Here is a 25,746-nt window from a genome sequence, read left to right on the forward strand (position 1 = left end):
TTGAAGTGATACTGTTTCCTAATATATGACTTTCGGGTGACAATATACTCTAAAGTCGAAGGTAAATATAAATCATATTCCTCCAAACCTTCATTTTATTGGAAGATTACTGCTTGGCAACCAATACAATTTGTGCTTTATCAAATTTGGCAATTTTTCTCCTAAACTCTACCCACGCTGAGTATTCGCTGGGTGGGAATCTTTGTTTAGAAGCACTCATTTTGCGGAGGTAAACGATTTGATTTCCCGTTGCTTTGAACGTAGCTGTATAATTCCCAAACTTTGACGACACTTGTGCTTCCGTGGGTAAAAATTCGATGTTGTAATTTGACGGAATTTCAATCACAATGCTGTCGCTATCGGCGTAGTTCATGGCTGTTTCAAAGTCATAAATTCGCTCGGAAGTGGCAATGAAGGTATTACTACTTTTATTGAGTAAGTTGGGTGTTACAAACATTCTGCTGCCACTTTTTGTACAAAGATTTCGGACAAGAAGTGTCACTTTTTCTTCCACCTTGGGAACGGCAGCCTTCTGTTCTTTAAACTCAAAATGGCTGATTTCTGCACTTGGAAAGGATAAATTCTTTTGCAACCACCTTTTTTGATCCTCAGCTGTTAGCGAATGAACCACATACTGAGGGTATTCTTGCTGCAATCCAGTATAAGTAGTCGTGATATGTACTTCCCCTTCTGCGGTATCTTTCAGCTTGACAAAAGCGTGGCGAATAAGCTGATTTTGCTGTTGGGAGTAAGTCGGAGTTTTAATGAGCACCCCTCCCGATTCCGTGACCAAAAGGGCGTGGCGTGCTTCGGTAAAGCTTCCCAAATATCCAAAAGGGTTTGTTTGACTCGTACATTCAAGCCAAAGGGTGTCTTTTTGGTTGGGAACACACAGAAAAACGTGATTAAATTGGAAAGAGGGAAATTGAGTGAGAATGTCGGCCTCGTCGTCACCTGCTTTTACTAAAACAGGGTATGAAGTCACGCCCACTTCTTTGAGCATGGCTTTCATGTAGGTGGTAAGGGCCTTGCAATCCCCGAAACCTCTGGTGGCAACATCGGCTGCTTTCATCGATTGCCAACCTCCAATCCCCAAACTAATGTTCATGTAACGGGTGTGTGATTGAAGGTATTCGTAAACAGCCTGCACTTTTTGGGAGGTGTTAGTGATACCCTTTGCCTTTTCTTTGACAGCCTGTATTGCTTGAGGTGTGAGCTGATAACGGTCTTTATTGAGCTCGGCATAAAATTTTCCAAGGTCGTTCCAAGAAGTTAATTGGCCTTGGTAATTTTCCACTTCAAAGGCGTTTGGGGCAGTATATACCATGGGTAAATAATTGTCCAAATCAGGCGCAAAAGGCTCTTTTTCGACGGCAGGGATATTGGACACACTCCACGAATAAATATCCTTATCATCCAAATGAGAGATTGCTACTTTGGTAGGCATGTTTTTCTCCAAATACCGAAACGAGAACCCTTTGGGCGTAGCGACGATAAACTCACTTTTTTCGACGGAAGTTCGTTCTAAGTTATTCAGTATGGCAGCCCAAGTGGGGTAAAACATCATGTTTTTATTCGTATATTCATACGAAAAGGCCACCGTGTAAGGGTATGAGGTGTGTTTTAGAAGGGCTACTTTGGCATAACTGTCATCAACGGAATTGTCGCCCGTGTTGGTACTGTAATTTTCAATCTCGCTGCGTTTGAGACGTTTTACTTTTTCCCCTTTTGAATCATATAATTGGGCCTCAATGTCGTTGACCTTGGTAAACTTGTTGAAGGGAACAACAATGGAAGCCTGTAAAGCTCCCTTTTCGTTGAGAACCGTGATAGCACCGCTGACTTTGGTGGTGGCGAAGCCAATGTCTTTGATAATAAACTCCGTCCGATGGAATCGGACAACCGCGTCTGCTTTGTTTTTGAGGGTCTCGGATACACCTGTAACGGCATACTCTTGCCCCCGTAAACTAACCGCAAAGAGAATCATTATTATCGCTAATAGAGAGGAGGTGCGCGTTAAAAACATACGTTAAATAGGGTGAAAATTTCACTGCGGTTAATGAATTGATATTACGATTAATTGCCTTTTTTCAAGACGATTTGCTCGTTGTGTTTGGCAATAAGTTGGTCGAAAAATGCTTTTAACGTCCCATATTCCAATGACATAAAGCTTTTTTTGCGAATGTTCAAACGACTGATAATCGTAATTTTATTACCCGATTGTGAAACCGTATATACAAAACGCCCTCCGCCCTCGGGCAAGGCAACCGCCGCAGGTTTGGGAAGCTCGACGGCCTGAAAACCAGCGGGCAGGGTATAATTGGCTAAAAAAGTTTCTTCGATAGGAGCCTCAAAATCAACAGGATAGATTCGCTCACTTTCTTTGAAGGGGTTTTGGGTGTGGCCTTCAGAAAGCATTGGTTTTAAATAAATCATTGGCCCTGCAACATTGGCAAACTCTGTCATGCTCAGTTCATAATTAGCCTCCATGACCTGTTCAATGGCTTCTGTATTTTTAAACTCAGCTTTTGTGATTGTCCAGGCAGGTTTGCCTTTTTTTATTTCTTCCAAAAATTTGTCCTTCCCAATCTCTTTGAACGCATTTTTAGCACTTGCGCCACTGTATCCACCGTAGGATTTTGAAAATGTCCCAGTTAGCTCTCCTTCTTCACTAATTGTCAAATCGGCTTTCTCAAATTCTCGATCAGTATCATTGGGTACAATCGAGATAAAACGAGCTTGAGTAGGATGTACAAGCCAGCCGTCATCGGTCAGGCAAGAAACAGGAAGAATGTGAGGAGGCAGGTATTCATCTGTGGCATCAAGCAATACATCTTTGCCATTGTGTGACAGGTGAACCACAACATAATTGAATTTTTTCAATAGAGCATACGTAGGGTTGATACGACCATGAGCCCTTGTGCTTAGGATTAGTGGATGCGCGTCGTAACCCAACTCTCTGAGGATACATAAATACAAAAAGTTGATTTCAGAGGAGCTTCCCTCTTTCTTTTCCAGTACCTTTTTGAGATTAGAGGCATATATTCCGTTTTCCTCATTCCACTTAATGTTTTTGACTAAATAATTTTTAGCCGCCTTCCACTGCTCTAAAGTATCCTTATTTTCGGCCTGTATTTGTTTGGCAATGTCTTTGACAATAGAGGTTTTTTTATAGATTTCTCCAAAATTTTCATCGCTCAAAAGGGTTTGGGTTAAGTTGTTGTAATCTAACGAAAAGTTCTTGGTAATGACTTCTGGCCAGTTAATACTTGCGAGCTCGAAATCAATTTTTGATAAATAATCTGATGGGGTTGTGATATGCGATTCATTTCTAAAGGCAGGGGCATTTTTTACGACAAATTGGTATGAAATGGCGTTCATGCTTGAGCCCGCAAACATGGTATTGGTATTTTTAAAATCATTGACGTCGAGAGACAAGTACCCCGACATTATCATTCGATAAAATAAAACGTTGGGAATGGTAATGCGATATTCGCTCCATTTTACGGGGAGGCTACTTTGAAATGTCCAAGTTTTAGGGCTTGTATTAATTGTCATTGGCGTGGAGATTTCATGACTGTATTCGATAACAGAGCCCTCTTTAACTTTAGGTAGGCTAAACTTAAGCTGGTGGTATTCATCGGATAATTTCTCATTAAAAATCATCTCTTTAGCCAGTTTTTCTTTCACTATTTTGCCATCTTCCAGGTTGTGGGTGAAGCCTTTGACTTGGGTGATGTATTCTTCTTGGGCACCTTTACTTCCCTTGTAAAAAGGGATACTGATTGTGGCACGGTCAATCGCAGATTTTTTCAAAATCTTGATTCTTCCGTGGTATTTTAGGGTAATGTAGAACTTTTGACTTCGATAGTCAAACGACGTTTCGCCAAAATCATACAAAACAACTGCCTCCGCTGTTGAATCATTGGGATAAATTTTGGACGATATATCTTCAATGAGAACTTCACCAAAAGTGATTTTAGTGTTTTGTGCCGTTATTTTCAACGAAATGAATAATAAAATTACGGCGGCAATAAATTTTTTCATAAGAATAAATTAAAGCTAATGTTCTTTTTTCAAAACAACTTGTTCGTTTTGCTTTGCGATTACTTGTTCAAAAAATTCTTTGAGTTGACCATATTCATCTGGTAAGAAACTGCATTTTCGTATAGTTAGGCGACTACTAATTGTTATTTTATCACCAGATTTAGCAGAACTAAAGACAAATTTACCTCCTCCTTCTGGCAATGAGACAGAAATAGATTGGGGTAATTCCACTACTCTATACCCCTTTGGCAGTTGATAACTAGCCAATAGGGTATTTTCGATAGGTGCTTCAAATTCAATAGGGTAGGCTCGTTTACTTTCTTTGAAAGGATTGAGAGCGTAGCCTTCCGAAAGCATGGGCTTAAAGTAAATCATGGAGTCTGCTACAGTAGTAAAGTCATTGATTGTTAATTGATATGAAGCTTCTATAGCTCCCTCAACAACGTTTGTATTTTTGTAATCCACTTTTGAAATCACCCAAGCAGGTTTTGATTTTTTTATTTCTTGTAGAAACTTCTCTTCACCTAGTTCTTTAAACTCTTTTTTTGCGTGAGCACCACTATAACCACTGTATGATTTTATAATGTTACCTGTTAATTCACCCTCTTCGACAATGTTGAGGTCAACCTTTAAAAATTCTTTATCCGATTCAATGGGAGTCAGTGGAATAAAGCGGGCGTGAGTTGGGTGTACTAGCCATCCATTAAAACTGAGGCATTGTTTAGGGATTGTACCTACTTTTAAAAATTCGTCTGTTGCGTCAAACAAAACATTCGTACCATAATGATTAACATGAGCAATCACATAATTAAACTTTCTTAACAAAGCATAAACAGGGTTTATATTTCCATTGGATCGCGTACTTAGGATAAGTGGGCGGGCATCGTACCCTAATTCTCTTAAAAGAGCAATCAAAAGGAAGTTTATATCAACCGAGCTACCTTCTTTTTTTTCAAAAGTCTTTTTTAAATCATTGGGAAAAATACCATTTGTCTTATCCCATTTGACATTTTGAGAAATATATGTTTTAGCAGCATTCCACTGCGAGATGGTATCGTTGTAATTGGATTTTATTTTATTGGCTATTTCCTTTAAAAAAGAACCTTTTTGAAGCATTCCTCCAAATCTAGGCTCGTTCAATAAAGTATAATTAAGGCTGGGATAATCTAAACTGTAATTTTTGGTGATGACATTAGGCCAATTGATACTTGCTAATTCAAAATCAACTTTTGAAATATAATCAATAGGTGTTGTGATGTGGGATTCATTTCTAAAAGCAGGGGCATCTTTTATTACGAACCTATATAAAGTACCTCCCATGCTTTCCCCAGCAAATCGGGTACTGGTAGCCGATTCTCGGTCGTTAATGTCTAAAGGTAAATACCCTGAGAAAATCATTCGATAGTATAGCACACTTGGGATACTGATTCGGTACTCGCTCCATTTTACGGGTAAATCACTCTGAAAATACCACGTTTTTGGGTTTTGACTCACAATCATAGGAGTAGATATTTCGTATGCGTATTCTATTACGGCGCCTTCAATAACTTTGGGGTGGCTAAATTTTATTTGATGATAATTATCTGTAACTCTCTCATTAAATATCATCTCTTTGGATAATTTTTCCTTGACTATGTTGCCGTTTTCGAGGGTATAAGTAAAACCTCTTACTTGAGTTATGTACTCATCATTGAGGGCTTTATCTCCTTTGAAGTAGGGGATACTAATCGTTGCTCTATCTAAACCTGATTTTTTCAAAATCTTTATTCTACCATGATATTTGAATGTCAAATAAAAGGTTTGATTCCGAAATGAAAATGAAGTTTCTCCAAAACTATACAAAACTAGTGCTTCGGCCGTTGAGTCCTTGGGATAGGCTTTCATTTCAATATCTTCAAGCGGAACTTCACCAAAAGTAACTTCAGAATTTTGGGCGACTAAACACAATGAATAGAAAAAAAGTAATGCAGACGCAAGTAACTTGTTCATTAGTGAAAAGTGAAAAATGGTGGAAACGGAAGCTATAGTACTAAAACTTAGTTATAAACGAAAATTTAGGGTGAAAATTTTGTTTATACACTGATTATTGGGTCAAATTTGACTGCCCCCAAGCTTCCTAGCAGGAGAAATTTTAAAAATCAACATCCAAACCAAGTAGGCGTTGGAGATCGAGAAGAGATGGGTTTTTCTCAGCTAAGGTATTGAATTTTTCGAGCGGGGTGTAGGGGTTACGCTTTACTTCGTTGGGCGCAATACGGTAAGAAATTTGAATTTGCCGATTTTTAAGATGGCGACGCAAATACCCCAGCAATTCTGGTTTCACATCGTTGAGCAGAACCTCTTGGTGAAGGTTGTCTAAAATTAACTCAATCGTAGTTCCTTCAACTTTAAATTCGCGATTGAGCATAATTTGCTCGCTGACGGCACCCCCATTTTGCTCCCGAAAACGAGAAAAGGCATCCCACGTTTGTTGAAGTTCTTCGGTGGTGAAAGGCTGGTCTTTCCAATTTGTTGGCAAATCTGCCGTAATCGTTGGGTTTTCTTGGGCTTTCGCTACTGGTTTTGTCTCTTCTACTGGCTGGGGTTGCGCAGAAATATTGACTGTCGAACGGAGCTTACCCAAAGCGCCTGGCAAGCCGTTTTGAGAGTAGGAAGGAGGCGTTTCTGCCGCAACAATAGGATTTGGAAGGGAGGCAATGGGTTTAGGAGTAGCAGTCGTTGGAACTGCTACTTGGCTATTTTCGGTCAGACTAGGCTTTTTTTTTTCGTCGCCCGATAGCGTATTCAAATCCAGCACTTCAGGGATTTTTGCCAGTTTCATCAGGCATATTTCCACGTGTAGTCGCTGCTGTTTGGCCGCTTTGTAATTTATATCACACTGACTTCCAATACTTAATGCAGAAAGTAAAAACGACACTGAAGCCCGCGCTGATTGGTCTAGGTATTTGTTTTTGGCCGTTTCGGATACTTCGAGTAACTGAACTGTTGCAGGGTCTTTGGCTACCAGCAAATTACGGAAATGCTCCAGCATCCCTACCACAAACAAATGACCGTCGAAGCCTTTTTTGATGATTTCATTAAAAATCAACAATGTTTGCGAGACCTCACTTGTAAGTAGGGCATCCGTCAATCGGAAATAATAGTCGTAGTCGAGAATGTGGAGATTTTCAAGTACGTCCTTGTAACGTACAGTATCATCTGTCGAAAAAGTGACATTTAAGTCAAACATCGAAAGGGCATCTCTAAGCCCGCCATCTGCTTTTTGGGCAATGAGTTCGAGCGCTTCCCGTTCGGTCGAAATACCTTCTTTTTGGGCAATGTGCTCAAGATGGTCGGCGATGTCACGAGGTTGGATGCGGTTAAAGTCAAAAATCTGACAACGCGACAAAATCGTGGGAAGGATTTTATGCTTTTCGGTTGTTGCCAAAATAAAAATGGCGTAGCTCGGCGGTTCTTCCAACGTTTTTAGAAAAGCATTAAAAGCCGACGACGAAAGCATGTGTACCTCGTCAATGATGTATATTTTGTATTTACCCGTTTGGGGCGGGTAGCGTACTTGGTCAATCAAGTTACGGATATCGTCCACAGAGTTGTTGGAGGCAGCATCCAACTCATGAACGTTAAATGAAGCATTGTTTTGAAAAGCCACACAACTTTCGCACGCTCCGCAAGGCTCAATCTCGTCAGTAAGACTCTGACAGTTAATGGTTTTGGCCAAAATACGGGCGTTGGTTGTTTTACCTACCCCACGTGGCCCACAAAACAAGAAAGCTTGGGCGAGGTGGTTGGTACGAATGGCGTTTTTGAGGGTAGTCGTAATGTGTGACTGCCCAACAACTGAGTCAAAAGTAATGGGGCGATATTTCCGCGCCGAAACTACAAAATTGTCTGCCATGGCCGCAAGTTAGCAAGAGCGACGGTCAAATCAAACAGAAAAATGCCCGCTAATTTCTAAAATAGAGTAAATCAGGAAGTTAACAAACCCACAAAAAACATTGAAATACCATTAAAACCGAGACGGATTGATTTGTCGGTTTGGGCTTCATGCGGCAAATGCGTAATTTTGCAACTTTTTCGCAGTAACCAATTCATTATCGAATGCAAAAGCCCTACTTTAACGGAGTGTTTGGAAGTTTGAGGCGACATTGTGTAAGGTCGGTCGTTTTTATTTTAACCGCCCTGCCCGCATTTTCTCAAGTAACCGTTAGTTTTCCAACGTCTCGCATTGTTTTTCAACGCTCACAAGCCAATAAGGCATCATTTGTCGTCTCAGGGACGTACAAACAGTCCATTCCTGAAAGAGTTGAAGCTGCTTTGACACCCCTCAATGCGGGGCAGGGCACTGCTACTGGTTGGCAGGTGCTTGAAAATGCACCAGTGGGTGGTATTTTTTCAGGAGAAATATCAGCAGAAGGTGGGTGGTATAAGCTAGAAGTAAGATTGGTTAGAAACGGGCAAGTAGCCGAAACGACCGAAGTGGATCGAGTAGGCGTAGGGGAGGTGTTTGTGGTAGCAGGGCAGTCCAATGCCCGTGGGATTCTGGACTTTGGTGCCCCTGCTGCCTTAGACGATCGAGTGAGTTGTTTTAATTATGTAAATGGTAGTTATGAACCGAATGAGCTTCCCCAACCAACTTTCTCGCACTTAAATGCCGATAGTTATATTGCTCCTTATGGACATTCTGCTTGGTCTTGGGGGGTATTGGGCGATTTGTTGGTTAAGAGACTCAATGTACCTATCCTATTTTATAACGCTGCTTTGGAAGGTACTACAAGCCGTGCATGGCGCGAAAGCCTCTACGGGAATGCTAGTAATCCGTACGTGGGTGGTTTCTATGGAAACCAATTGCCTTATTCTCAACTTCGGGTGACGCTGCGTGAATTTGCGAGTTTAACGGGAATTAGGGCTATTTTATGGCACCAAGGGGAGTCTGATACGGGCTTTAACATCCCAGAAGATGAGATAGTGAGCAATTTACAACAACTCATTGGACAAAGTCGCAATGACTTTGGGCATAACCTTAGTTGGGTCGTATCACGGGTTTCTTTTAGCGAAAAAGGGAGCAATGCTTCGGTCATTAATGCGCAAAACCGAGTCATTGGGTCGGTATATAATGTATTTCCAGGGCCAGCCACTGACAATATTCAGATTCCTCGACCTGACGGTGTTCACATGCAAGGTGCTGGATTGAATTTGTTGGGAGAAGCATGGAACAATTCGCTAACCGATTCGTTTTTCCAAAGTTCACAGCCCCGAAATCCTTTTCCAGTACCTACCTTTAAAATAAGCTGTGCAGGAGAAAATCGGATAAAGTTGTCTATTCAAGCCAATAATTATCCTGAAGTAAGTTGGAACCAAGTGGGAGGAGGTTCGCGAGAAATTACGGTTGAGAATGGGACGTATCGGGTAAAGGTGAGAGATTTTAATGGAAATTTTGTGTATTCTCCTACTGTCGAAATTAATCAACAGACGTTTGAGGCGCTACCAAAACCAGCCATCCCCATCATTTCGGCGAGTGGAGGTACTTCTTTTTGTGAAGGAGATCAAATTACACTCTCAGCACCCGAAGCCTCAGCTTATCAGTGGAGCAACGGTGCCAACGGTCGAACCATCGATGTATCGGAGACAAATCAATATACCGTACGAATAAAGGATTCAAACGAGTGTTGGTCTGGGTATTCAACAGCTACTTCCACAGTGAAAAACCCTCGACCATCTGTCCCAACCATTATTGCCAAAGGGCCTTTGGAATTTTGTAATGATAAAAATGTCGTGCTAGAGATTGAAAATGGGGCCACTCTTTCAACAACCAATAGTTTTTTGTGGAATTCAGGACAAAATGGTACCTCCATTACCGTTCGTGAATCAGGCCGTTTTTCTGCAAGAACAGTCAATCAATACAATTGTTTCTCTCAGTTTTCAGTCCCAGTGACAGTAACGGTGCATCCAACGCCCGAAACCCCCGTCATTTCGCCAAGTGGTTTGGTTCGTTTCTGCGAGCGTGAAGCCGTGACTTTGTATTCTAATACGTCATCATCAGTACTTTGGAACAATGGTGAAACTTCTTCCAACTTATTGGTTCGGCAATCGGGTAAATACAGTGTTATTGCAACTAATGAGCAGGGGTGCGTTTCTGCTCCATCGAAAGAGGTAGAGGTAGAAGTGAGCCCCATTCCTACGCAGCCTAGTATTGAAAAAATGGGTAATTATATTCTAAATGTGAAAGGAGATTATTTGTCAGACATTCAGTTTAGGTGGAATTATGGGGCAGAAGAATCCATTACTGCAGAAAAATACCTCAAAGCTCAAAAATCGGGTCCATACACTGTAACCGCTTTTTATTTTTTAGAACCAGGTAGGGCTTGTTCATCCCTGACCTCCGAACCTTTTGAATACGTTTTGGATGTTTCGGGCAATGGAGTGAATGTGTATCCTAACCCAAGTTTGGATGGGGTTTTTCTTGTAGAAAGCTTTGAAGATTTGACCAATGTAAGAATGCAAGTGATGGATTTGAATGGGAAATTGATGTTGGAACAAGAAACCGCCTCGTTGTCAAACTCACAACCCCTTCGGCTAACGCCGCTGCCCTCGGGTACATACTTGTTGAAAGTTCGTAGCTTTGGTAAGCCAATATTTACCAAAAAACTGCTTGTAATACGCTAAAAACAAGAAAACCTTGGCACGAAAATTGACAAAGAATGAATCAATGTTGGAATGTACCAGTAAATGATGTTATTTTGCGGGTCAATTTTTGGAAACCCTTTCTTTTCCTTAGAACATTTAATTAAACAATTAACTTTAAACTTAATAACGCGCAAGCAACTATGGCGTTAATCAACAAAATCAGGGAGCGATCAGGTATTGCGGTAGTGGTTATTGCCGCCAGTTTGATTCTATTTATTGTCGGAGGTGACATTTTAGGTTCGCAGGCATTGTTTGGAAACAATCAGAACGTCGGCGAAATCGCAGGTGAAACCATTAGTTACAAGGATTTCCAACTCAAATTAGACCAAGCCCGTCAGGCGTTTGAAGCTCAAAGTGGTCGTGCAGCGACCGAACCAGAACAACAAAGCCTTCGTGAGCAGGTTTGGAATCAGTACATCATCGACTATGCTTACAAAAAAGAATACGATGCGTTGGGGTTAAAAGTAAGTAGCGACGAGCTAGTTGATATGGTTCAAGGGAACAATGTGAGCCCAGCCGTTCAACAGTCATTTACTAACCCTCAAACGGGCGTTTTTGACAAAACTCAAGTGATAAGCTATCTCAAAAACCTCAAAAACTTGCCAGTAGAGCAACAGCAAGCTTGGGAAAATTTTGAGAAGAGTTTAGCGCAAGATCGTCTTCGTCAGAAATACGAAAACTTACTCCGTGCTGGTAGCTACGTAACGCGTGCAGAAGCGGAGAAAGAATACCAAGCACAAACGGCTAAAGCGTCACTTCGCTATTTGTACGTACCTTACTACTCGGTGGTTGACACAACGATTAAAGTGACTGATTCGCAATTGCAAGATTATTTGGCCAAGCACAAAGACGAATACAAAGGCTTTGACTCTCGCACCATTCAATACGTAACTTTCCCGATTATTGCTACCAAAGAAGATAGCGTGGAAATGTACAATAAAATTAAAGAATTGGCGCGCGGATTGGCAACAGCAACTAGCGATTCTACTTATGCTCGTGTGAATTCGGACGTACCTACAAAACTTTACTGGTCGTATTCAGATATGCCAGATCAGTTGAAGTCGGCGGTGAAGTCATTTATTCCAGGTAGTGTAAATGGCCCTTACCGCGAAGGAAATACGTATTTTATCTATAAGTACGGTGGTACTAAAATTGATACAGCTTACACCGCACGTGCCAGTCACATCTTGATTCGTACGCAAGGAACAAGCGATTCTGCCAAAGCAGAAGCGCGTACCAAAGCCGCTGATTTGTTGAAACAATTGCAAGGTGGTGCTAATTTTGAACAATTAGCCACTGCAAACAGTGCTGACCCAGGTTCGGCACAGCGTGGTGGTGACTTAGGCTTCTTCAGTGAAGGTGCCATGGTGAAGCCATTTAACGACGCTGTATTTGCAATGAGTGGTACAGGTTTGATTGGTCGTTTGATTGAATCAGATTTCGGTTTCCACATTATTAAAGTAACGGAGCCTAAAACGAACGTTCTTTATAAAATTGCAGCAATCGGCAAGACAATGACTCCAAGCCAAGCAACGCGTGATGCGATTTATGCAAAAGCAGATCAATTCTCAATTGAGTCTAAATCAAAGGCCGCATTTGATGAGAACGTGAAAAAAGATAAGGGCTTGCTTGTGCAAACGGCCAACCGTATCCCAGAATCGGCAAGCAACGTGAATACGATTCAAAACGCGCGTGAAATTGTTCGTTGGGCATTTAACGATGATACCAAGACTGACCAAGTTTCTCCAGTATTTGAAACAGATGAGCAATATGTGGTGGCTATTTTGACAGGTAAATCATCAAAAGACAGCCCTTCTATCAATGACTTCCGTGACGAACTTACTTTGAAAGTGCGCAATGAAATCAAAGCAGAGCAAATCACAAAGAAATTGAGCGGTATCCAAGGTGGAACGCTTGAGGCGATTGCCCAAAAATATGGTGCAGGTGCATTGGTAGAAGCAGCAAATGAAATCTCATTGGCAACAGGTTTCCTAACAAGTGCAGGACTTGATCCAATTGCGCTTGGAAAAGGCTTTGGTTTGAAAGTTGGTAAGAAATCAAAAGTATTTACGGGAGAGAACGGTGTGTTTATCATGGAGAAAGTTTCTGATACTCCAGCACCCGCCATTGCCGATTACTCTATGTACAAAGCCAATTTGCAATCAAAGAATCTTCAAGCAAGCTACTTGTTGAATGAAGCAATCCGCGAAAATGCGAAAGTAGTAGATAACCGCGCGAAATTCTTCTAAGAAAGAATCAGCCAAAATCATAAAAAAACCTCGCTTGAGAAAGCGAGGTTTTTTATGTGTCTATTCCTTAACGTTGGTGTTTGTATTATTTAATCAAAAGTTTTAGAAGCCTCCAAAGAGCCTCGGCAGAGGCGCGACATTTGTGTTATTTAATTGAAAGTTTTAGAAGCCGCCTTCAAAGTAGCCTCGGTAGAGGCGCAACATTTGTGTTATTTAATCAAAAGTTTTAGAAGCCTCTAAAGAGCCTCGGTAGAGGCGCAACATTTGTGTTATTTAATCCAAAGTTTTAGAAGCCTCCAAAGAGCCTCGGTAGAGGCGCAACATTTGTGTTATTTAATCAAAAGTTTTAGAAGCCTCCAAAGAGCCTCGGCAGAGGCACAACATTTGTGTTATTTAATCAAAAGTTTTAGAAAAATCCAAAGTAGCCTCGGTAGAGGCGCAACATTTGTGTTATTTAATCAAAAGTTTTAGAAGCCTCCAAAGAGCCTCGGTAGAGGCACAACATTTGTGTTATTTAATCAAAAGTTTTAGAAAAATCCAAAGTAGCCTCGGTAGAGGCGCAACATTTGTGTTATTTAATCAAAAGTTTTAGAAGCCTCCAAAGAGCCTCGGTAGAGGCGCAACATTTGTAGAAAAAAGAAGGCAGACCCGCGAAGGTCTGCCTTATAAGTATTTGTTCTATTGCTAGAACTAAGCCATTTCTAGCTCTTTAGAGTTACGTTTGCGCTCGTTTTCGTCGAGATATACTTTACGAATACGAAGCGTTTGTGGCGTTACTTCTAGGTATTCATCCTTTTGGATATATTCCATTGATTCTTCCAAAGAGAAGTTGATTTTAGGAGCAATACGCACGTTATCGTCCGAACCAGAGGCACGCATGTTGGTCAACTTCTTCGTTTCTTGAAGGTTTACCACGATGTCACCTGGGCGGCTATGTTCACCCACAACCATACCCATATAAAGATCTTCGCTTGGGTCAACGAAAAACTTCCCACGCTCTTGAAGACGGTCAAGGGCATAAGGAGTAGCTGGGCCTGTTCCTTTTGAAATGATAGAGCCGTTGATACGTCCTGGGATTGGGCCTTTGTGAGGCTCATACGACTTGAAACGGTGAGAGATAACAGCTTCCCCTTGTGTGGCTGTCAATACATTGGAACGAAGTCCAATCAAGCCACGTGAAGGAATGTCAAACTCCAAGTGTTGCAAATCGCCGCGTGGTTCCATCACGAGCAAATCACCTTTACGCTGCGTTACTAGCTCAATCACTTTCCCCGCAGTTTCTTCAGGAACGTCAACAACCAACATTTCGATTGGTTCGAGACGTTGTCCGTTGTCGTCTTGCTTGAAAATTACTTGTGGCTGGCCTACTTGCAATTCGTAGCCTTCACGACGCATGGTTTCGATCAATACCGACAAGTGGAGGATACCACGACCAAACACCAAGAATTTATCTTCGCTGTCGAATGGCTCTACGCGCAAAGCTAGGTTTTTCTCCATTTCCTTGAACAAACGGTCGCGTAAGTGGCGTGATGTTACAAATTTACCTTCTTTACCAAAGAACGGAGAGTTGTTGATGGTGAACAACATGTTCATTGTTGGCTCATCAACGGCAATACGTGTAATTGGCTCTGGGTTTTCGTAAAGGGTGATGGTATCACCAATTTCGAAATCTTCAAGACCCGTAACTGCGCAAATATCTCCCGAAGATACTTCTGTCACTTTCTGGCGGCCAAGACCTTCAAAAACCTGGATTTCTTTGATACGGTTACGTTTTACGCTACCATCAGCTTTGCAAAGACCTACCTGAGCACCTTCTTTGAGCGTTCCACGGTGTACACGTCCGATGGCAATACGACCAACGAATGAGTTATAGTCAAGGGAAGTAATTTGCATTTGAGGCTCTCCGTCGTTGAAAGGAGCGGGTGGGATACTTTCTACGATGACATCCAACAAGTGAGAGATGTCTTCAGTAGGTTTTTGCCAATCTGGGCCCATCCAACCTTGTTTCGACGAACCGAAAACCGTTGGGAAGTCAAGTTGATTTTCGTTGGCTTCCAAGTTAAACATCAAATCAAATACCGCTTCGTGAACTTCTTCAGGGCGACAGTTTGGTTTGTCAACTTTATTAATCACCAACACAACTTTTAATCCAAGTTGAAGCGCTTTGCCCAATACGAAACGAGTTTGAGGCATAGGGCCTTCAAAAGCATCCACCAAAAGCACTACACCGTCAGCCATTTTAAGTACGCGTTCTACTTCTCCTCCGAAGTCGGCGTGGCCTGGGGTATCTATGATATTAATTTTAACGTCTTTGTAGCGTACTGATACGTTCTTAGAAACAATCGTAATGCCTCGTTCACGTTCGAGGTCATTGTTGTCCAAAATGAGGTCGTCAAACTGCTGGTTCTCACGAAACAGCTTCGAATAGTGGATGAATTTGTCCACCAAAGTGGTTTTACCGTGGTCAACGTGCGCAATGATGGCGATGTTGCGGATGGATTGCATTTGTATTTTTGTTAGTTGTTTTGCCTTAACAATTAATCGAAAGAAAGTCAGTGATTAACAATTAATTATGGCTTTGAAAAAAGACTCGCAAAGGTAAGTTATTTTATTGACAAACTCAGTTTATTACAATGTTATCTCTCGAAAGAACTGGAATTTGCTAGTTTTTTATTGAAATAATACAAAACATGGGAGTGCTAATAATACAATGTAGGCATTTCAATAGCGAAGGGCTTTTTGTTTGCCAGCGTTTTGTTCTATTTTTGCTCAAAACCAATTAGTTCCATGAAACTTTCCTTTCTTGCCCTTGCGGGGCTTTTGAGTGTGGCCGTACAAGCCCAAAACTTTGTGAAAGACAACTACACAAAACTTGACAAACAGATTACGATGCGGGACGGAGTAAAACTCTATACCGTCATTTATGTACCAAAAGACAGCAGCCAAAAATACCCGATTATTATGGAGCGAACGCCCTACTCAGCGGGCCCTTATGGTGAAACCAATTACCCAGGAAATGGGCCTGGCCCAAGTAAATTGTTGTCAGAAGAAAAATACATCTTTGTGACTCAGGACGTACGGGGGCGCTACATGAGTGAGGGCTCGTTTGAAGAAATGACACCCCATAAATTTGACAAAAAAAGTGCAAAAGATACTGATGAAAGCACTGATACCTACGATACGGTAGAGTGGTTACTGAAAAATATCCCTCGTAACAACGGTCGGGTTGGTATTACAGGGATTTCCTACCCTGGTTTCTATGCTTCGGCCTCGCTGCCTGATGCGCACCCAGCTATTAAGGCCGTTTCGCCTCAAGCGCCTGTTACTGATGAGTTTATAGGTGACGACGCTCGCCACAATGGCGCTTTTTTCTTGCTGGATAACTTCAATTTTTTGAGCTATTTCGATGCTCCTCGCACTAAGCCAGGCCCTTCTTACGCAGGCTTATTTGTAAATCGTTCGAAGGATGCCTATGACTTTTTCTTGAAGCTAGGGCCGCTCAAAAACGCTAATGGGGCAGCCTATTTTAATAATCGGGGTAAAATTTGGAATGAATACCTTCAGCACGAAACGTACGATGACTACTGGAAATCAAGAAACATCCGTTCTGCCTTGAAAAATGTGAAACCTGCTACTTTGGTTGTGGGAGGATGGTTTGATGCCGAAGATTTGTTTGGCGCCTTGCGTACCTACGAAGCCATTGAAAAACAGAGTCCTACGTCAAAAAACCAACTCGTGATGGGGCCTTGGACGCACGGTGCTTGGTCGCGGGCGGATTGGTCGGAGTTTGGGCCGTTGCAGTTTGGTGGTAATACCGCTAAGTATTTTCAGGAAGAGCTTGAAACGAAGTTTTTTAACTATTACCTGAAAGACAAAGGGGAATGGAAAGCGGCGGAGGCGACCATGTTTAATACGGGAACCAACGAATGGAAAACTTTTGAGACGTGGCCACCCAAAGAAAAAACCGCAAAAGAGCTTCATTTTCAAGCGAATGGAAAATTGTCGTGGGAAGAAACAAAAGAAAAAGAGGGCTTTGATGAGTACGTAAGCGACCCTGCCAAACCTGTTCCTTATACGGATGGTGTTTTTGCGCGTCGTAATAATCAGTACATGATTGAAGATCAGCGTTTTGCGGCACGTCGTCCTGATGTGCTGACCTATGAAACTGATGCTTTGACCGAAGATGTGACGTTTTCGGGGCCGATGACAGCACACTTTTTTGCTTCTACGACGGGAACGGACGCTGATTTTATTGTGAAACTAATTGATGTCTTACCCGAAGATGCAGCGAATCCAACGCCTAATCCTAAAAATTTAACGATGGCAGGGTATCAGCGGTTGGTTCGGGCAGAGGTGTTGCGCGGGAAGTTTCGGAATAGCTTTGAAAAACCAGAAGCTTTTGTGCCAAACCAAGTGACGGATGTAAAAGTGCGGATGCCAGATGTGCTTCATACGTTTAAGAAAGGTCACAAGATTATGGTGCAAATCCAAAGTTCGTGGTTTCCGATTGTGGACCGCAACCCACAGAAATTTATGAACATAAGCGAAGCCGATGAAAAAGATTTTCAAAAAGCGACGATTCGGATTTATCACAGCGAAAAGCACGATTCGCATTTGCACGTCAGTACGATTAAGTAAGCGATGTTTGATTCCTGCCAAGCTTATTCGGGAGGAATTGAAAGGCGTGCCTCTGTATTATAAAGGATACAAGAGAGTAATGAATGGGTCTAAAAAATTAGAAGATATCATGGGTAGTAGCGAAATGACGTGTTTAGCCCTGACAAGTTTTTGACACTTGTCAGGGCTATTATAAACCTATTCTTTTGGCGTAGTTACAAAACCAATATTGCGTTTCAAGCCCTCCAATTTTGTCCGTTTGACGGGTGAACGGCGAAATACTTCTTGAAATACTTCCTGGGTAATTTCTTCCCAATCGTTTCGAGTGAATTGCGCCAAATCGGGATGAAGATTGAATTCTGGCGTTTGATGCGGACGTGAAAACCGATTCCAGGGACAAACATCTTGGCAAATGTCGCAGCCAAAAATCCAGTTCTCAAACTTTCCTTTTACCTCGGCTGGAATGGCCTCTTTGAGTTCAATCGTAAAATAACTGATACACTTACTACCATCGACCACGTAAGGCTCCGTGATGGCCTCCGTGGGGCAAGCGTCCACACAGCGTGTGCAGGTTCCGCAATAGTCTTTGATAGGGGCATCGGGCCAAAGTTCGAGGTCAGAGATAATTTCCCCAATGAAGAAAAAACTTCCCATCTGGCGGTTGATAAGATTGGTATGTTTTCCGACCCAGCCGAGTCCGCTTTTGGCCGCCCATACTTTGTCCATCACGGGGGCTGAGTCCACAAAAATTCGCCCATTTACTTCGCCTATTTCGCTTTGAATTTCTTCGACAAGGGCTTTGAGTTTGTCTTTCAACACAAAATGGTAATCGGTACCGTAGGCGTATTTTGAGAGTTTGAGGGTGTTTTCGCCTTCGTCTAACTGTTGTTCGGGGTAATAATTTAACAAGACGGAAATCACTGACTTGGCTCCTTCGACGAGCTTGCGAGGATCGAGGCGTTTGTCAAAGTGGTTCCCCATGTAGTGCATTTGGCCATGATGATTTTTCAACAGCCACTGTTCGAGACGAGGGGCTTCTTCTTCCAAAAAAGTGGCCGTTGATATACCACAAAAATCAAAGCCAAGCTCCTGCGCTTTGGCCTTGATAAATCGGCTTCGTTCTTGCTGAACGAAATCGTTTGACGTCATTTATTTTCGTTTATTTGTAGCGTACTCAATTTTCAAAAACCGTAATATCAATGAAATCGTATTGTTTCTTAGTCGTTTGTTTTTTGTTTGCCCTTCCTTTTGCCAGTATGGCCCAAGACGAAACCGAAAAACACCCCATTGACATCGCGTTGGACAAATGTATGGATAAAAATCCTTCCACTCAGGGCATGGTTGGGTGTTTGGATGAAGCCTACAAAAAATGGGATGCCGAATTGAACAAAAATTACAAAGCCCTCAACTTGAAACTTAACGCCAAACAGAAGGCGGCTTTGCTTACCTCGCAGCGAAAATGGATAGAATACCGCGATTTGGAGTTTAAATTCCAGTCAGAATTATACGCAACCATGGAAGGAACCATGTATCAGCCAATGGCGGTGGATAGCCGTCTCGAAATTGTAAAAAAACGAGCGCTGGATTTGAAAAGCTACTTGAATCTTTTTGAATAACAACGGAGCGGGTGCTGCTAGTTAGAGAAACTGGCTAGTGCTTGATTGGCAAGTTTTTTATCAAAAATCGCCGCGACAGGAATCGTCAAGTTTTTGATTGCGGCAGAAGTGATAAAGCCATTCTTTCCCTTGAAAATAAGTTCGTACCTTTTGCTGTGAAGTACGTACTGTTCAATCACTTGGGCGCTAGGGTCAACAATCCAGTATTCCTTTATTTCGTGGGCTTGATAATCCTCAAATTTGGTCGTACGGTCGGTGTGGGCAGTGGATTTAGACAAAACCTCAACCACCAAATCTGGTGCAGGGAATTGCATTTGGTCGTCGGTGAAGTGTTTAGCTTTGTCTTTTTTCCAAAAACAAACGTCGGGTTCGTAATCATTACGGGAAAGAGAAACAAGTACTTTTTCAATTCCGACCCAACCTAAGTTGTGTTCAACGACAAAAAAATCCATCATTTTATAAATGTTCCCTGTGGCATCATTATGACGGCGTTTGACGGGAGATTGAAAAATGATTTCACCGTTGATAAACTCCATTTTTTTATTTTCTTCAATAACTTCGTAAAAATGCTGGCGCAATTCTTTCTCTTTTTCCAATGCTTCTTGGGCTTTTTGAATAATCAAAAAAGCATGAGGCATAGCTAAAAGGTGCTTTTGTATTTCGTTGACGCTCATTTTAGAATTTAAAGCTATTTTTACAAAAATACGGAAGTCTTTAAACAATTCAAATCAACAAATTTCTGCATGAAACACCTCATTATGACCGTTGTGGCGTTGTTGTTTGTTCAATTGAGCGGTACGGCGCAAAATCAAAGTTACCTGAAAGAAGTTGAGACCAAACAGGTACTTGACGAAGCCCTTCGCAAAAAAGCCGACGAACTTGCCCACAAATACATTCTCACCGATGGCCACGTGGACTTGCCGTATCGTCTCAAAATCAAGAACTTCCGATTGGAGCGTGAATATTTGGGGATTCCTTTGAAAACTACCGAAGGCGATTTTGATTACGAACGAGCTAAAAAAGGAGGGTTGTCGGCTCCGTTTATGTCGATTTATATTCCGTCGTCGTACCAACAAACGGGTGGGGCAAAAGAGTTGGCCGATTCGCTGATTAACATGGTTCGCGGGATAGCGACAGCGCATCCCGACAAATTTGGTATTGTCACAACGCCTAAAGAAGCGGATGCCAATTTCAAAAAAGGAGTTATTTCATTTCCGATGGGGATGGAAAACGGCGCACCGTTGCAAACCATTTCGGATGTGGCATATTTTCGCAAAAAAGGCATTAGCTACGTAACCTTGACCCATGGTAAAGACAACCTCATTTGTGATTCGTCGTACGATACGACGCACACACACAAGGGGTTGAGCGCTTATGGAAGAGAAGTAGTCAAAGAAATGAATCGCGTAGGTATCATGGTAGATATTTCGCACGTTTCGGACGATGCTTTTTACCAAGCCATTGAGCTATCTTCTGTACCAGTGATTGCGTCACACTCTTCTTGTCGGTATTTTACGCCTACTTTCAAGCGGAATATGTCGGACGATATGATAAAGCTTTTGGCCAAAAAAGGAGGCGTGATTCAAATCAATTTTGGCTCCAGCTTTTTGGATGAAAAATACCGCCAACAGATGGAGGTATTGCAAGATAAGTTTGGAAAAGCCTTAAAAGAAAAAGGTATCAAAATGGGAACGCCCGAAGCTGATGAGTTCCAGAAACAATTTCAAAAAGAAAACCCTGTACTTTTTGCGGACGTAGAAACGGTAGCCGACCACATCGACCACGTTGTGAAATTGACAGGAAGTACCAAACACGTAGGCATTGGGTCAGATTTTGACGGAGTTGGAGATAGTTTACCAACGGGGTTGAAGGACGTATCGCAGTACCCTAACTTGATTTATGTGTTGCTTAAAAGAGGTTATACTGAAAGTGATATTGCTAACCTCATGTACAAAAACGTATGGCGGGTGTGGCAAAAAACGGTGGATAATGCCACGGTCAGACGGTAGTCAGACCGCATTTATGAAGGGGGGGACACACTGTCAGACGATAGTCAGACCGCATTTATTTAAGGTGAGACTAAGACACACGGTCTGACTATCGTCTGACCGTGTGTGGGTTAGTAAAAAATGAGCAGCGAAAGCAACGTGAGCCCGCTGAGGAGAAAAAGTAAACCTGCTATTTGTTTTTTGATGGAAGTTGTCATGGCTGTTTTTTTTGTAAAGGTACAGCCACCCAATCGCTGCTTTCAACCCAAATGTGGTGAAGTGAGAAAAATCAACGATAAAGGGGGATTTTTTTATTTTGAAGCGTTTCCATCCTAATTTTGTCCCATGCGAATTTCAAACGATACTGCCGACCGAATCAAACAAACCGCTGACATTGTAGAGGTCATTGGTGATTTTGTGTCACTCAAAAAACGTGGGGCCAATTACATCGCGTGCTGCCCGTTCCACAATGAAAAATCACCTTCGTTCAACGTTAACCCCGTCCGCCAAATCTACAAGTGTTTTGGCTGTGGTGCTGCGGGCGACTCGGTGAAATTTGTGATGGACATTGAGGGAGTAAGCTACGGCGAAGCCCTCCGACATTTGGCACAGAAATACCACATCGAAGTAGAAGAAGAGCAACAAACGCCCGAGGAGGTATTGCGCCAAAATGAGCGTGATAGCTTGTACATTGTGCTAAATTTTGCCCAAAAACACTACCAAAAACTGTTAATTGAGCACGAAGAAGGGCAAGCCATTGGCTTGAGCTACTTCCGAAACCGTGGCTTTAATGACCCCACCATCAAATCGTTTGGATTGGGGTATAGCCTAAACGAATGGGATAACCTAACCAAAGAGGCCGCCAAGCGTGGTTATAATCCTGAGTTGCTTCAAAAAGCGGGTTTGGCATTGCACAAAGAAGGTAATAATGACCGCTACTACGACCGTTTTCGAGGGCGCGTAATCTTTCCGATTCATAATGTTTCGGGGAAAGTGATTGCATTTGGAGCGCGGATTTTGACCAACGACAAAAACCAGCCTAAGTACATTAACTCTCCCGAAACGGATGTTTACCATAAAAGCAAAGTCCTTTACGGGATTCATCAGGCCAAAAATGCCATTCGGCAGGAAGATGTGTGCTATTTGGTAGAGGGCTACACCGATGTCATTTCGCTGCACCAAGCGGGAATTCAGAACGTGGTGGCTTCCTCGGGTACGTCGTTGACCGAAGACCAGATTAAGCTGATTGCCCGCTTTACCCAGAATATCACCATTTTGTACGACGGCGATGCGGCAGGTATCAAAGCGGCTTTGCGGGGGTTGGACATGGTACTGGAGGAAGGTCTTAACGTAAGTTTGGTGACGCTTCCTGATGGTGAAGATCCCGATAGTTACGTTTATAGTGTTGGTGCTGAGGGTTTTAAAGCGCACGTCAAAAAGGCTACCAAAGATTTTATTACCTTCAAAACTGAAATGCTTCTTCGCGATGCGGGCGATAATCCGTTTAAACGTGCAGAAGCAATCAACGAAATTGTAGCGAGTATTACCAAAATTCCAGACCCCATCAAACGGCAGATTTTCTTCCGACGTACGGCCGATTTGATGAAGATGGATGAACAAACGCTGATTTCGGAAGGAAACAAGTATTTGCGAAAACAGCAGGAGGCCAAAGCAAAAACCGCTGAACCACGGCAAGTTCCCAAAAAGCAGCCCCAAAGTCCAGCGTCACCGAAGCCCAATCAAGCTCCGTCGCAAGAGCCTGATTTGTCGTTTTTTTCGGAAACGTTTATTGAGGAAGAATTTGGGATTTTGGTGGAAGATAACTTTCGAGAACTGTCGCCGCCACTTCCCCAAGAATCGCCTAAGCCTGTTACTGAATTACCCAATGATTTATTCAAAACACGGCTGTATTTGCAAGAGCAAGCTTTCGTACGGTTGTTGATTTTGTATGGTCAGGTTGAATTGGAAGCGGGGATTTCCCTCTGTCGGTATTTGTTGCACGAAATTGGAGAAATAACCTTTGAAACTCCGTTGTTTAACCTCATTTTAGAAATTTTTAGACAGCGATTTAACTTCGGAGAAGTACCTTCAACTGACTATTTTTTAGGACATCTTGACCCCGATGTGCAGCGATTGACGATTGATTTGTGTACAAATAGCCACCATTTGAGCGAAAATTGGCAGAAATACGAGATTGTTGTTCCTACCGACGAAGACTTGCTCCATGAAATTGCCTTTAAGAAAATTCTTCGCTTAAAAATGGCGTATTCGGCCGATAAAATGAAGGATTTGATGAACCAATTGGGTAGCCTTTCGGGGGTTACCGACGAAGAATTTGCCCAAATCATGGACATTCAAAAGCAATATAGGTTTTTCAAAAATATCAACGATTCGGCGGCAAAAGAACTCGGAACGGTGGTGCCTGGGTATTGAGGAGAAAAGTTTTCCTTACTTTCCAAACACGCCCAAAAACTTGGTGGGTATTTTGCTTTCGTAGCGGAGGTATTGGTTGGTAACAGGGTGGGTAAGTCCAAGCACCCAAGCGTGCAGCCCAAGTCGATGAAGTGGATTTTGGGAAGAACCGTATTTTTTATCCCCCACCACCGAATGCCCAAGGTCTTGCATGTGAACCCGAATTTGATTTTTGCGACCTGTCTCCAATTCCACCTTTAAAAGCGAAAAATGAGCGTTAGATTGCAGCGTTTCGTAGTGGGTAATCGCTAGTTGACCTCGTTCTGGGTTTTTTGAAGAATAAACAATCGTGGCTTTACTTTCTTGCAGATACGAACGAATCGTGCCCTGTGGAGGATTGGGTTTGCCTTCCACCAAAGCAATGTACGTTCGTTCTTTTGTATCTGGTCCCCATGTTGATTGAAGTTTATTTTTTATGTCTTCACTTTTGGCAAAAACCATTACCCCCGATGTATCGCGGTCGAGGCGATGAACGATGAAGATTTTATTCTTAGGGTCTTGGGTTTTTACGTGCTCGCTCAACATTCGGTAGGCCGTAGGCTCGTCGCCTTTGTCGGTCGCAATGGAGAGCAAACCAGCTTCTTTTTCAACGATAAGCAAATACGCATCTTCAAATAAAATCCGAATGCCCTTCGTAGGGCGTTGTGCAGGTTTTATTGACTTTTTAGGACTGATTTCAACCGTTTGGCCCACTACTAAGTGGTGATTAAACTGCGTAACACTTCGACCGTCCACGTGGATTTGACCATCACGAAGAAAACTTTTGATGTTGGTACGGCTGTGATGGGTTAATTTTGACAGTAAAAATACCATCAGTTCGGTCTCTTCGGTCACTTGTAGCTTCATCGTAGCGTTGGAATAATTGAATGATTTGCCCCAAAGGTACGCAAATAGCTAGAATCAGCGCTTTGATTAATACTGCTCCCCCGCACCGCCACCGCCAAAATCTCCCCCACCCATTTTTACTTCTTGCGCTGCTGTTGATTGGGTTGTTTTGGTTAAATGAGAAAGAACGACTGTTTGGAGGAGGTTGTTTTTGCTATTTTCAGGGGTGATGCTAAAACCAAATTTAGGGGTTTTTAAGTAACGTAAAAGAGCATAAGCAAGGCTTGCCAGAATCAGCCCACCGAGCAAAAGACCCCATTCTAGCGGAAGCAAAGAATGATAGTGACGATAAGTGACGATGGAATAAAGGGCAGAAATAAGGGCTACGACGATGATAGAACGGTCGCGTAATCGAATCCCCAGCGCCAGTTGTAGGAGCGGAACGAGAAAGGTAAGTGCCCAAAAAAGCCACGCAAATTGGATTTCGGGAGCAGGCATTGGTAAGTCGTTTAAGGAAGCGTTGGCGTAGCGGACAACCATATAGTTAACGCTTAAATAGGCACAAAGCAAAGTCACAGGGAGGACCCATTCGAGGGCGGTTTGCCAGTAAAAAGCGGTTCGACGTTTTGAGAAGCGGTGCATTAAAAAAAACAATGCAACCGAAACCCCCGAAAGTATAAACGGTAAAAATGCTTTCCCGAGTGGGTGTTTGACCAACAACGATGAGAAGATAAATAAGAAGTCAAACAATAGACCTAACGCCACCAACGGTTCGCCAAAGCTATAGACAGCCATGAGCAAAAAGGGTAAATAAAGTAAACCAAACTGCCAAGGCTCTTTAAAATTGTTGATTTCGGAAACCTTCATAAAAATAGGCCCTAATGACCCGAGAATGCAGTATAAAAGTGCATTGTCGATACCTGAGAAATAAAGTTTGCGCTGACGAATGATGTGAACTAACCCAAAAAGTGTTCCGCCGCCGTACAATAAAGCCCCGATGGGTAATCCCCAATTGGCGTCTCCCATGAGAAAAAGAGTAAACAACGACCCCCCAAAACCGAACCCAATCAAGCCAAAAATAAACAAAAGCGCTTTGATAAAAATATTGGGAGAATAGGGGAGGTCGGCGTGAAGTTTTTGGGCCGCTTCTGCCTGTGCTGTTGTTAGAGTTCCTTCTTTTTGGAGTTTTTTTGCCAAACCAAGGGCGCAGCGGTTTATTAGCCAAGATTCCTGATATACCTTCATTGT

The 25,746-nt window shown here is 42.5% G+C and carries 15 protein-coding genes; 6 read left to right on the forward strand and 9 right to left on the reverse strand.

All coding sequences use genetic code 11. The features are described from left to right. Positions 1-106: 106 nt before the first annotated feature. From AC23P2_RS06080 to AC23P2_RS06095, 4 genes are all read right to left on the reverse strand, one after another. Complete coding sequence (locus tag AC23P2_RS06080) at positions 107-2,026, reverse strand: DUF3858 domain-containing protein (RefSeq protein WP_487772359.1); 1,920 nt, start codon at positions 2,024-2,026, stop codon at positions 107-109. Between the two features lie 50 nt (positions 2,027-2,076). Further along, entirely contained in the window at positions 2,077-4,047 is a 1,971-nt protein-coding gene (locus AC23P2_RS06085) for a DUF3858 domain-containing protein (RefSeq protein ID WP_487772360.1), read from the reverse strand. A 15-nt stretch (positions 4,048-4,062) separates the two neighbouring features. Continuing rightward, positions 4,063-6,036, reverse strand: coding sequence for a DUF3858 domain-containing protein (locus AC23P2_RS06090; protein ID WP_487772361.1), 1,974 nt, complete (start codon positions 6,034-6,036; stop codon positions 4,063-4,065). 142 nt (positions 6,037-6,178) lie between these two features. Beyond that, positions 6,179-7,942 (reverse strand): DNA polymerase III subunit gamma/tau, encoded by a 1,764-nt coding sequence (locus AC23P2_RS06095; protein ID WP_487772362.1) that lies wholly within the window; start codon positions 7,940-7,942, stop codon positions 6,179-6,181. Between the two features lie 203 nt (positions 7,943-8,145). On the opposite strand from AC23P2_RS06095, the gene AC23P2_RS06100 reads away from it, so the two are divergent. Both AC23P2_RS06100 and AC23P2_RS06105 read left to right on the forward strand, forming a co-directional pair. Next, on the forward strand, positions 8,146-10,710 hold the full coding sequence (locus AC23P2_RS06100; protein ID WP_487772363.1) for a T9SS type A sorting domain-containing protein: 2,565 nt from the start codon (positions 8,146-8,148) through the stop codon (positions 10,708-10,710). 161 nt (positions 10,711-10,871) lie between these two features. Further along, positions 10,872-12,980, forward strand: a complete 2,109-nt coding sequence (locus tag AC23P2_RS06105) for a peptidylprolyl isomerase (protein ID WP_487772364.1) — start codon at positions 10,872-10,874, stop codon at positions 12,978-12,980. Between the two features lie 690 nt (positions 12,981-13,670). On the opposite strand, the gene typA is transcribed toward AC23P2_RS06105, so the two are convergent. Further along, positions 13,671-15,485 carry a translational GTPase TypA gene (typA, locus tag AC23P2_RS06110; protein WP_487772365.1) on the reverse strand — a complete coding sequence of 605 codons (1,815 nt, stop codon included), beginning with the start codon at positions 15,483-15,485 and terminating at the stop codon, positions 13,671-13,673. A 282-nt stretch (positions 15,486-15,767) separates the two neighbouring features. Between typA and AC23P2_RS06115 the strand changes: the two genes are divergently transcribed. Then, a complete protein-coding gene (locus AC23P2_RS06115; RefSeq protein WP_487772366.1) occupies positions 15,768-17,618 on the forward strand; it encodes a CocE/NonD family hydrolase in 1,851 nt (616 codons plus the stop codon). 177 nt (positions 17,619-17,795) lie between these two features. Here AC23P2_RS06115 and queG read toward each other — a convergent pair whose 3' ends face one another. Then, on the reverse strand, positions 17,796-18,746 hold the full coding sequence (queG, locus tag AC23P2_RS06120) for a tRNA epoxyqueuosine(34) reductase QueG (protein WP_487772367.1): 951 nt from the start codon (positions 18,744-18,746) through the stop codon (positions 17,796-17,798). Between the two features lie 50 nt (positions 18,747-18,796). Between queG and AC23P2_RS06125 the strand changes: the two genes are divergently transcribed. Next, a complete protein-coding gene (locus tag AC23P2_RS06125) occupies positions 18,797-19,213 on the forward strand; it encodes a lysozyme inhibitor LprI family protein (protein ID WP_472486471.1) in 417 nt (138 codons plus the stop codon). A 17-nt stretch (positions 19,214-19,230) separates the two neighbouring features. Here AC23P2_RS06125 and AC23P2_RS06130 read toward each other — a convergent pair whose 3' ends face one another. Next, entirely contained in the window at positions 19,231-19,851 is a 621-nt protein-coding gene (locus AC23P2_RS06130) for a Uma2 family endonuclease (protein WP_487772368.1), read from the reverse strand. Positions 19,852-19,956: 105 nt separating this feature from the next. On the opposite strand from AC23P2_RS06130, the gene AC23P2_RS06135 reads away from it, so the two are divergent. Beyond that, on the forward strand, positions 19,957-21,222 hold the full coding sequence (locus AC23P2_RS06135; RefSeq protein ID WP_487772369.1) for a dipeptidase: 1,266 nt from the start codon (positions 19,957-19,959) through the stop codon (positions 21,220-21,222). A 324-nt stretch (positions 21,223-21,546) separates the two neighbouring features. Beyond that, the gene (gene dnaG / locus AC23P2_RS06140) at positions 21,547-23,634 is read left to right on the forward strand and encodes a DNA primase (RefSeq protein WP_487772370.1); all 2,088 of its coding nucleotides are present in this window, start codon (positions 21,547-21,549) and stop codon (positions 23,632-23,634) included. 15 nt (positions 23,635-23,649) lie between these two features. On the opposite strand, the gene AC23P2_RS06145 is transcribed toward dnaG, so the two are convergent. Together AC23P2_RS06145 and AC23P2_RS06150 are read right to left on the reverse strand one after the other, a co-directional pair. After that, on the reverse strand, positions 23,650-24,519 hold the full coding sequence (locus tag AC23P2_RS06145; RefSeq protein WP_487772371.1) for an RluA family pseudouridine synthase: 870 nt from the start codon (positions 24,517-24,519) through the stop codon (positions 23,650-23,652). Between the two features lie 66 nt (positions 24,520-24,585). After that, entirely contained in the window at positions 24,586-25,743 is a 1,158-nt protein-coding gene (locus AC23P2_RS06150) for a hypothetical protein (RefSeq protein ID WP_487772372.1), read from the reverse strand. Positions 25,744-25,746: the final 3 nt, after the last annotated feature.

This window comes from Runella sp. R0.1_18, from assembly GCF_057652155.1.

What these genes read in the sequence shown, in the direction of transcription:
- AC23P2_RS06085 (WP_487772360.1), bottom strand. Translation starts at nt 4,047, where the DNA reads ATGAAAAAATTTATTGCCGCCGTAATTTTATTATTCATTTCGTTGAAA.
- AC23P2_RS06130 (WP_487772368.1), bottom strand. Translation starts at nt 19,851, where the DNA reads ATGCCTCATGCTTTTTTGATTATTCAAAAAGCCCAAGAAGCATTGGAA.
- AC23P2_RS06100 (WP_487772363.1), top strand. Translation starts at nt 8,146, where the DNA reads ATGCAAAAGCCCTACTTTAACGGAGTGTTTGGAAGTTTGAGGCGACAT.
- AC23P2_RS06080 (WP_487772359.1), bottom strand. Translation starts at nt 2,026, where the DNA reads ATGTTTTTAACGCGCACCTCCTCTCTATTAGCGATAATAATGATTCTC.
- AC23P2_RS06090 (WP_487772361.1), bottom strand. Translation starts at nt 6,036, where the DNA reads ATGAACAAGTTACTTGCGTCTGCATTACTTTTTTTCTATTCATTGTGT.
- dnaG (WP_487772370.1), top strand. Translation starts at nt 21,547, where the DNA reads ATGCGAATTTCAAACGATACTGCCGACCGAATCAAACAAACCGCTGAC.
- AC23P2_RS06135 (WP_487772369.1), top strand. Translation starts at nt 19,957, where the DNA reads ATGAAACACCTCATTATGACCGTTGTGGCGTTGTTGTTTGTTCAATTG.
- typA (WP_487772365.1), bottom strand. Translation starts at nt 15,485, where the DNA reads ATGCAATCCATCCGCAACATCGCCATCATTGCGCACGTTGACCACGGT.
- AC23P2_RS06105 (WP_487772364.1), top strand. Translation starts at nt 10,872, where the DNA reads ATGGCGTTAATCAACAAAATCAGGGAGCGATCAGGTATTGCGGTAGTG.
- AC23P2_RS06145 (WP_487772371.1), bottom strand. Translation starts at nt 24,519, where the DNA reads ATGAAGCTACAAGTGACCGAAGAGACCGAACTGATGGTATTTTTACTG.
- AC23P2_RS06115 (WP_487772366.1), top strand. Translation starts at nt 15,768, where the DNA reads ATGAAACTTTCCTTTCTTGCCCTTGCGGGGCTTTTGAGTGTGGCCGTA.
- AC23P2_RS06125 (WP_472486471.1), top strand. Translation starts at nt 18,797, where the DNA reads ATGAAATCGTATTGTTTCTTAGTCGTTTGTTTTTTGTTTGCCCTTCCT.
- AC23P2_RS06095 (WP_487772362.1), bottom strand. Translation starts at nt 7,942, where the DNA reads ATGGCAGACAATTTTGTAGTTTCGGCGCGGAAATATCGCCCCATTACT.
- AC23P2_RS06150 (WP_487772372.1), bottom strand. Translation starts at nt 25,743, where the DNA reads ATGAAGGTATATCAGGAATCTTGGCTAATAAACCGCTGCGCCCTTGGT.
- queG (WP_487772367.1), bottom strand. Translation starts at nt 18,746, where the DNA reads ATGACGTCAAACGATTTCGTTCAGCAAGAACGAAGCCGATTTATCAAG.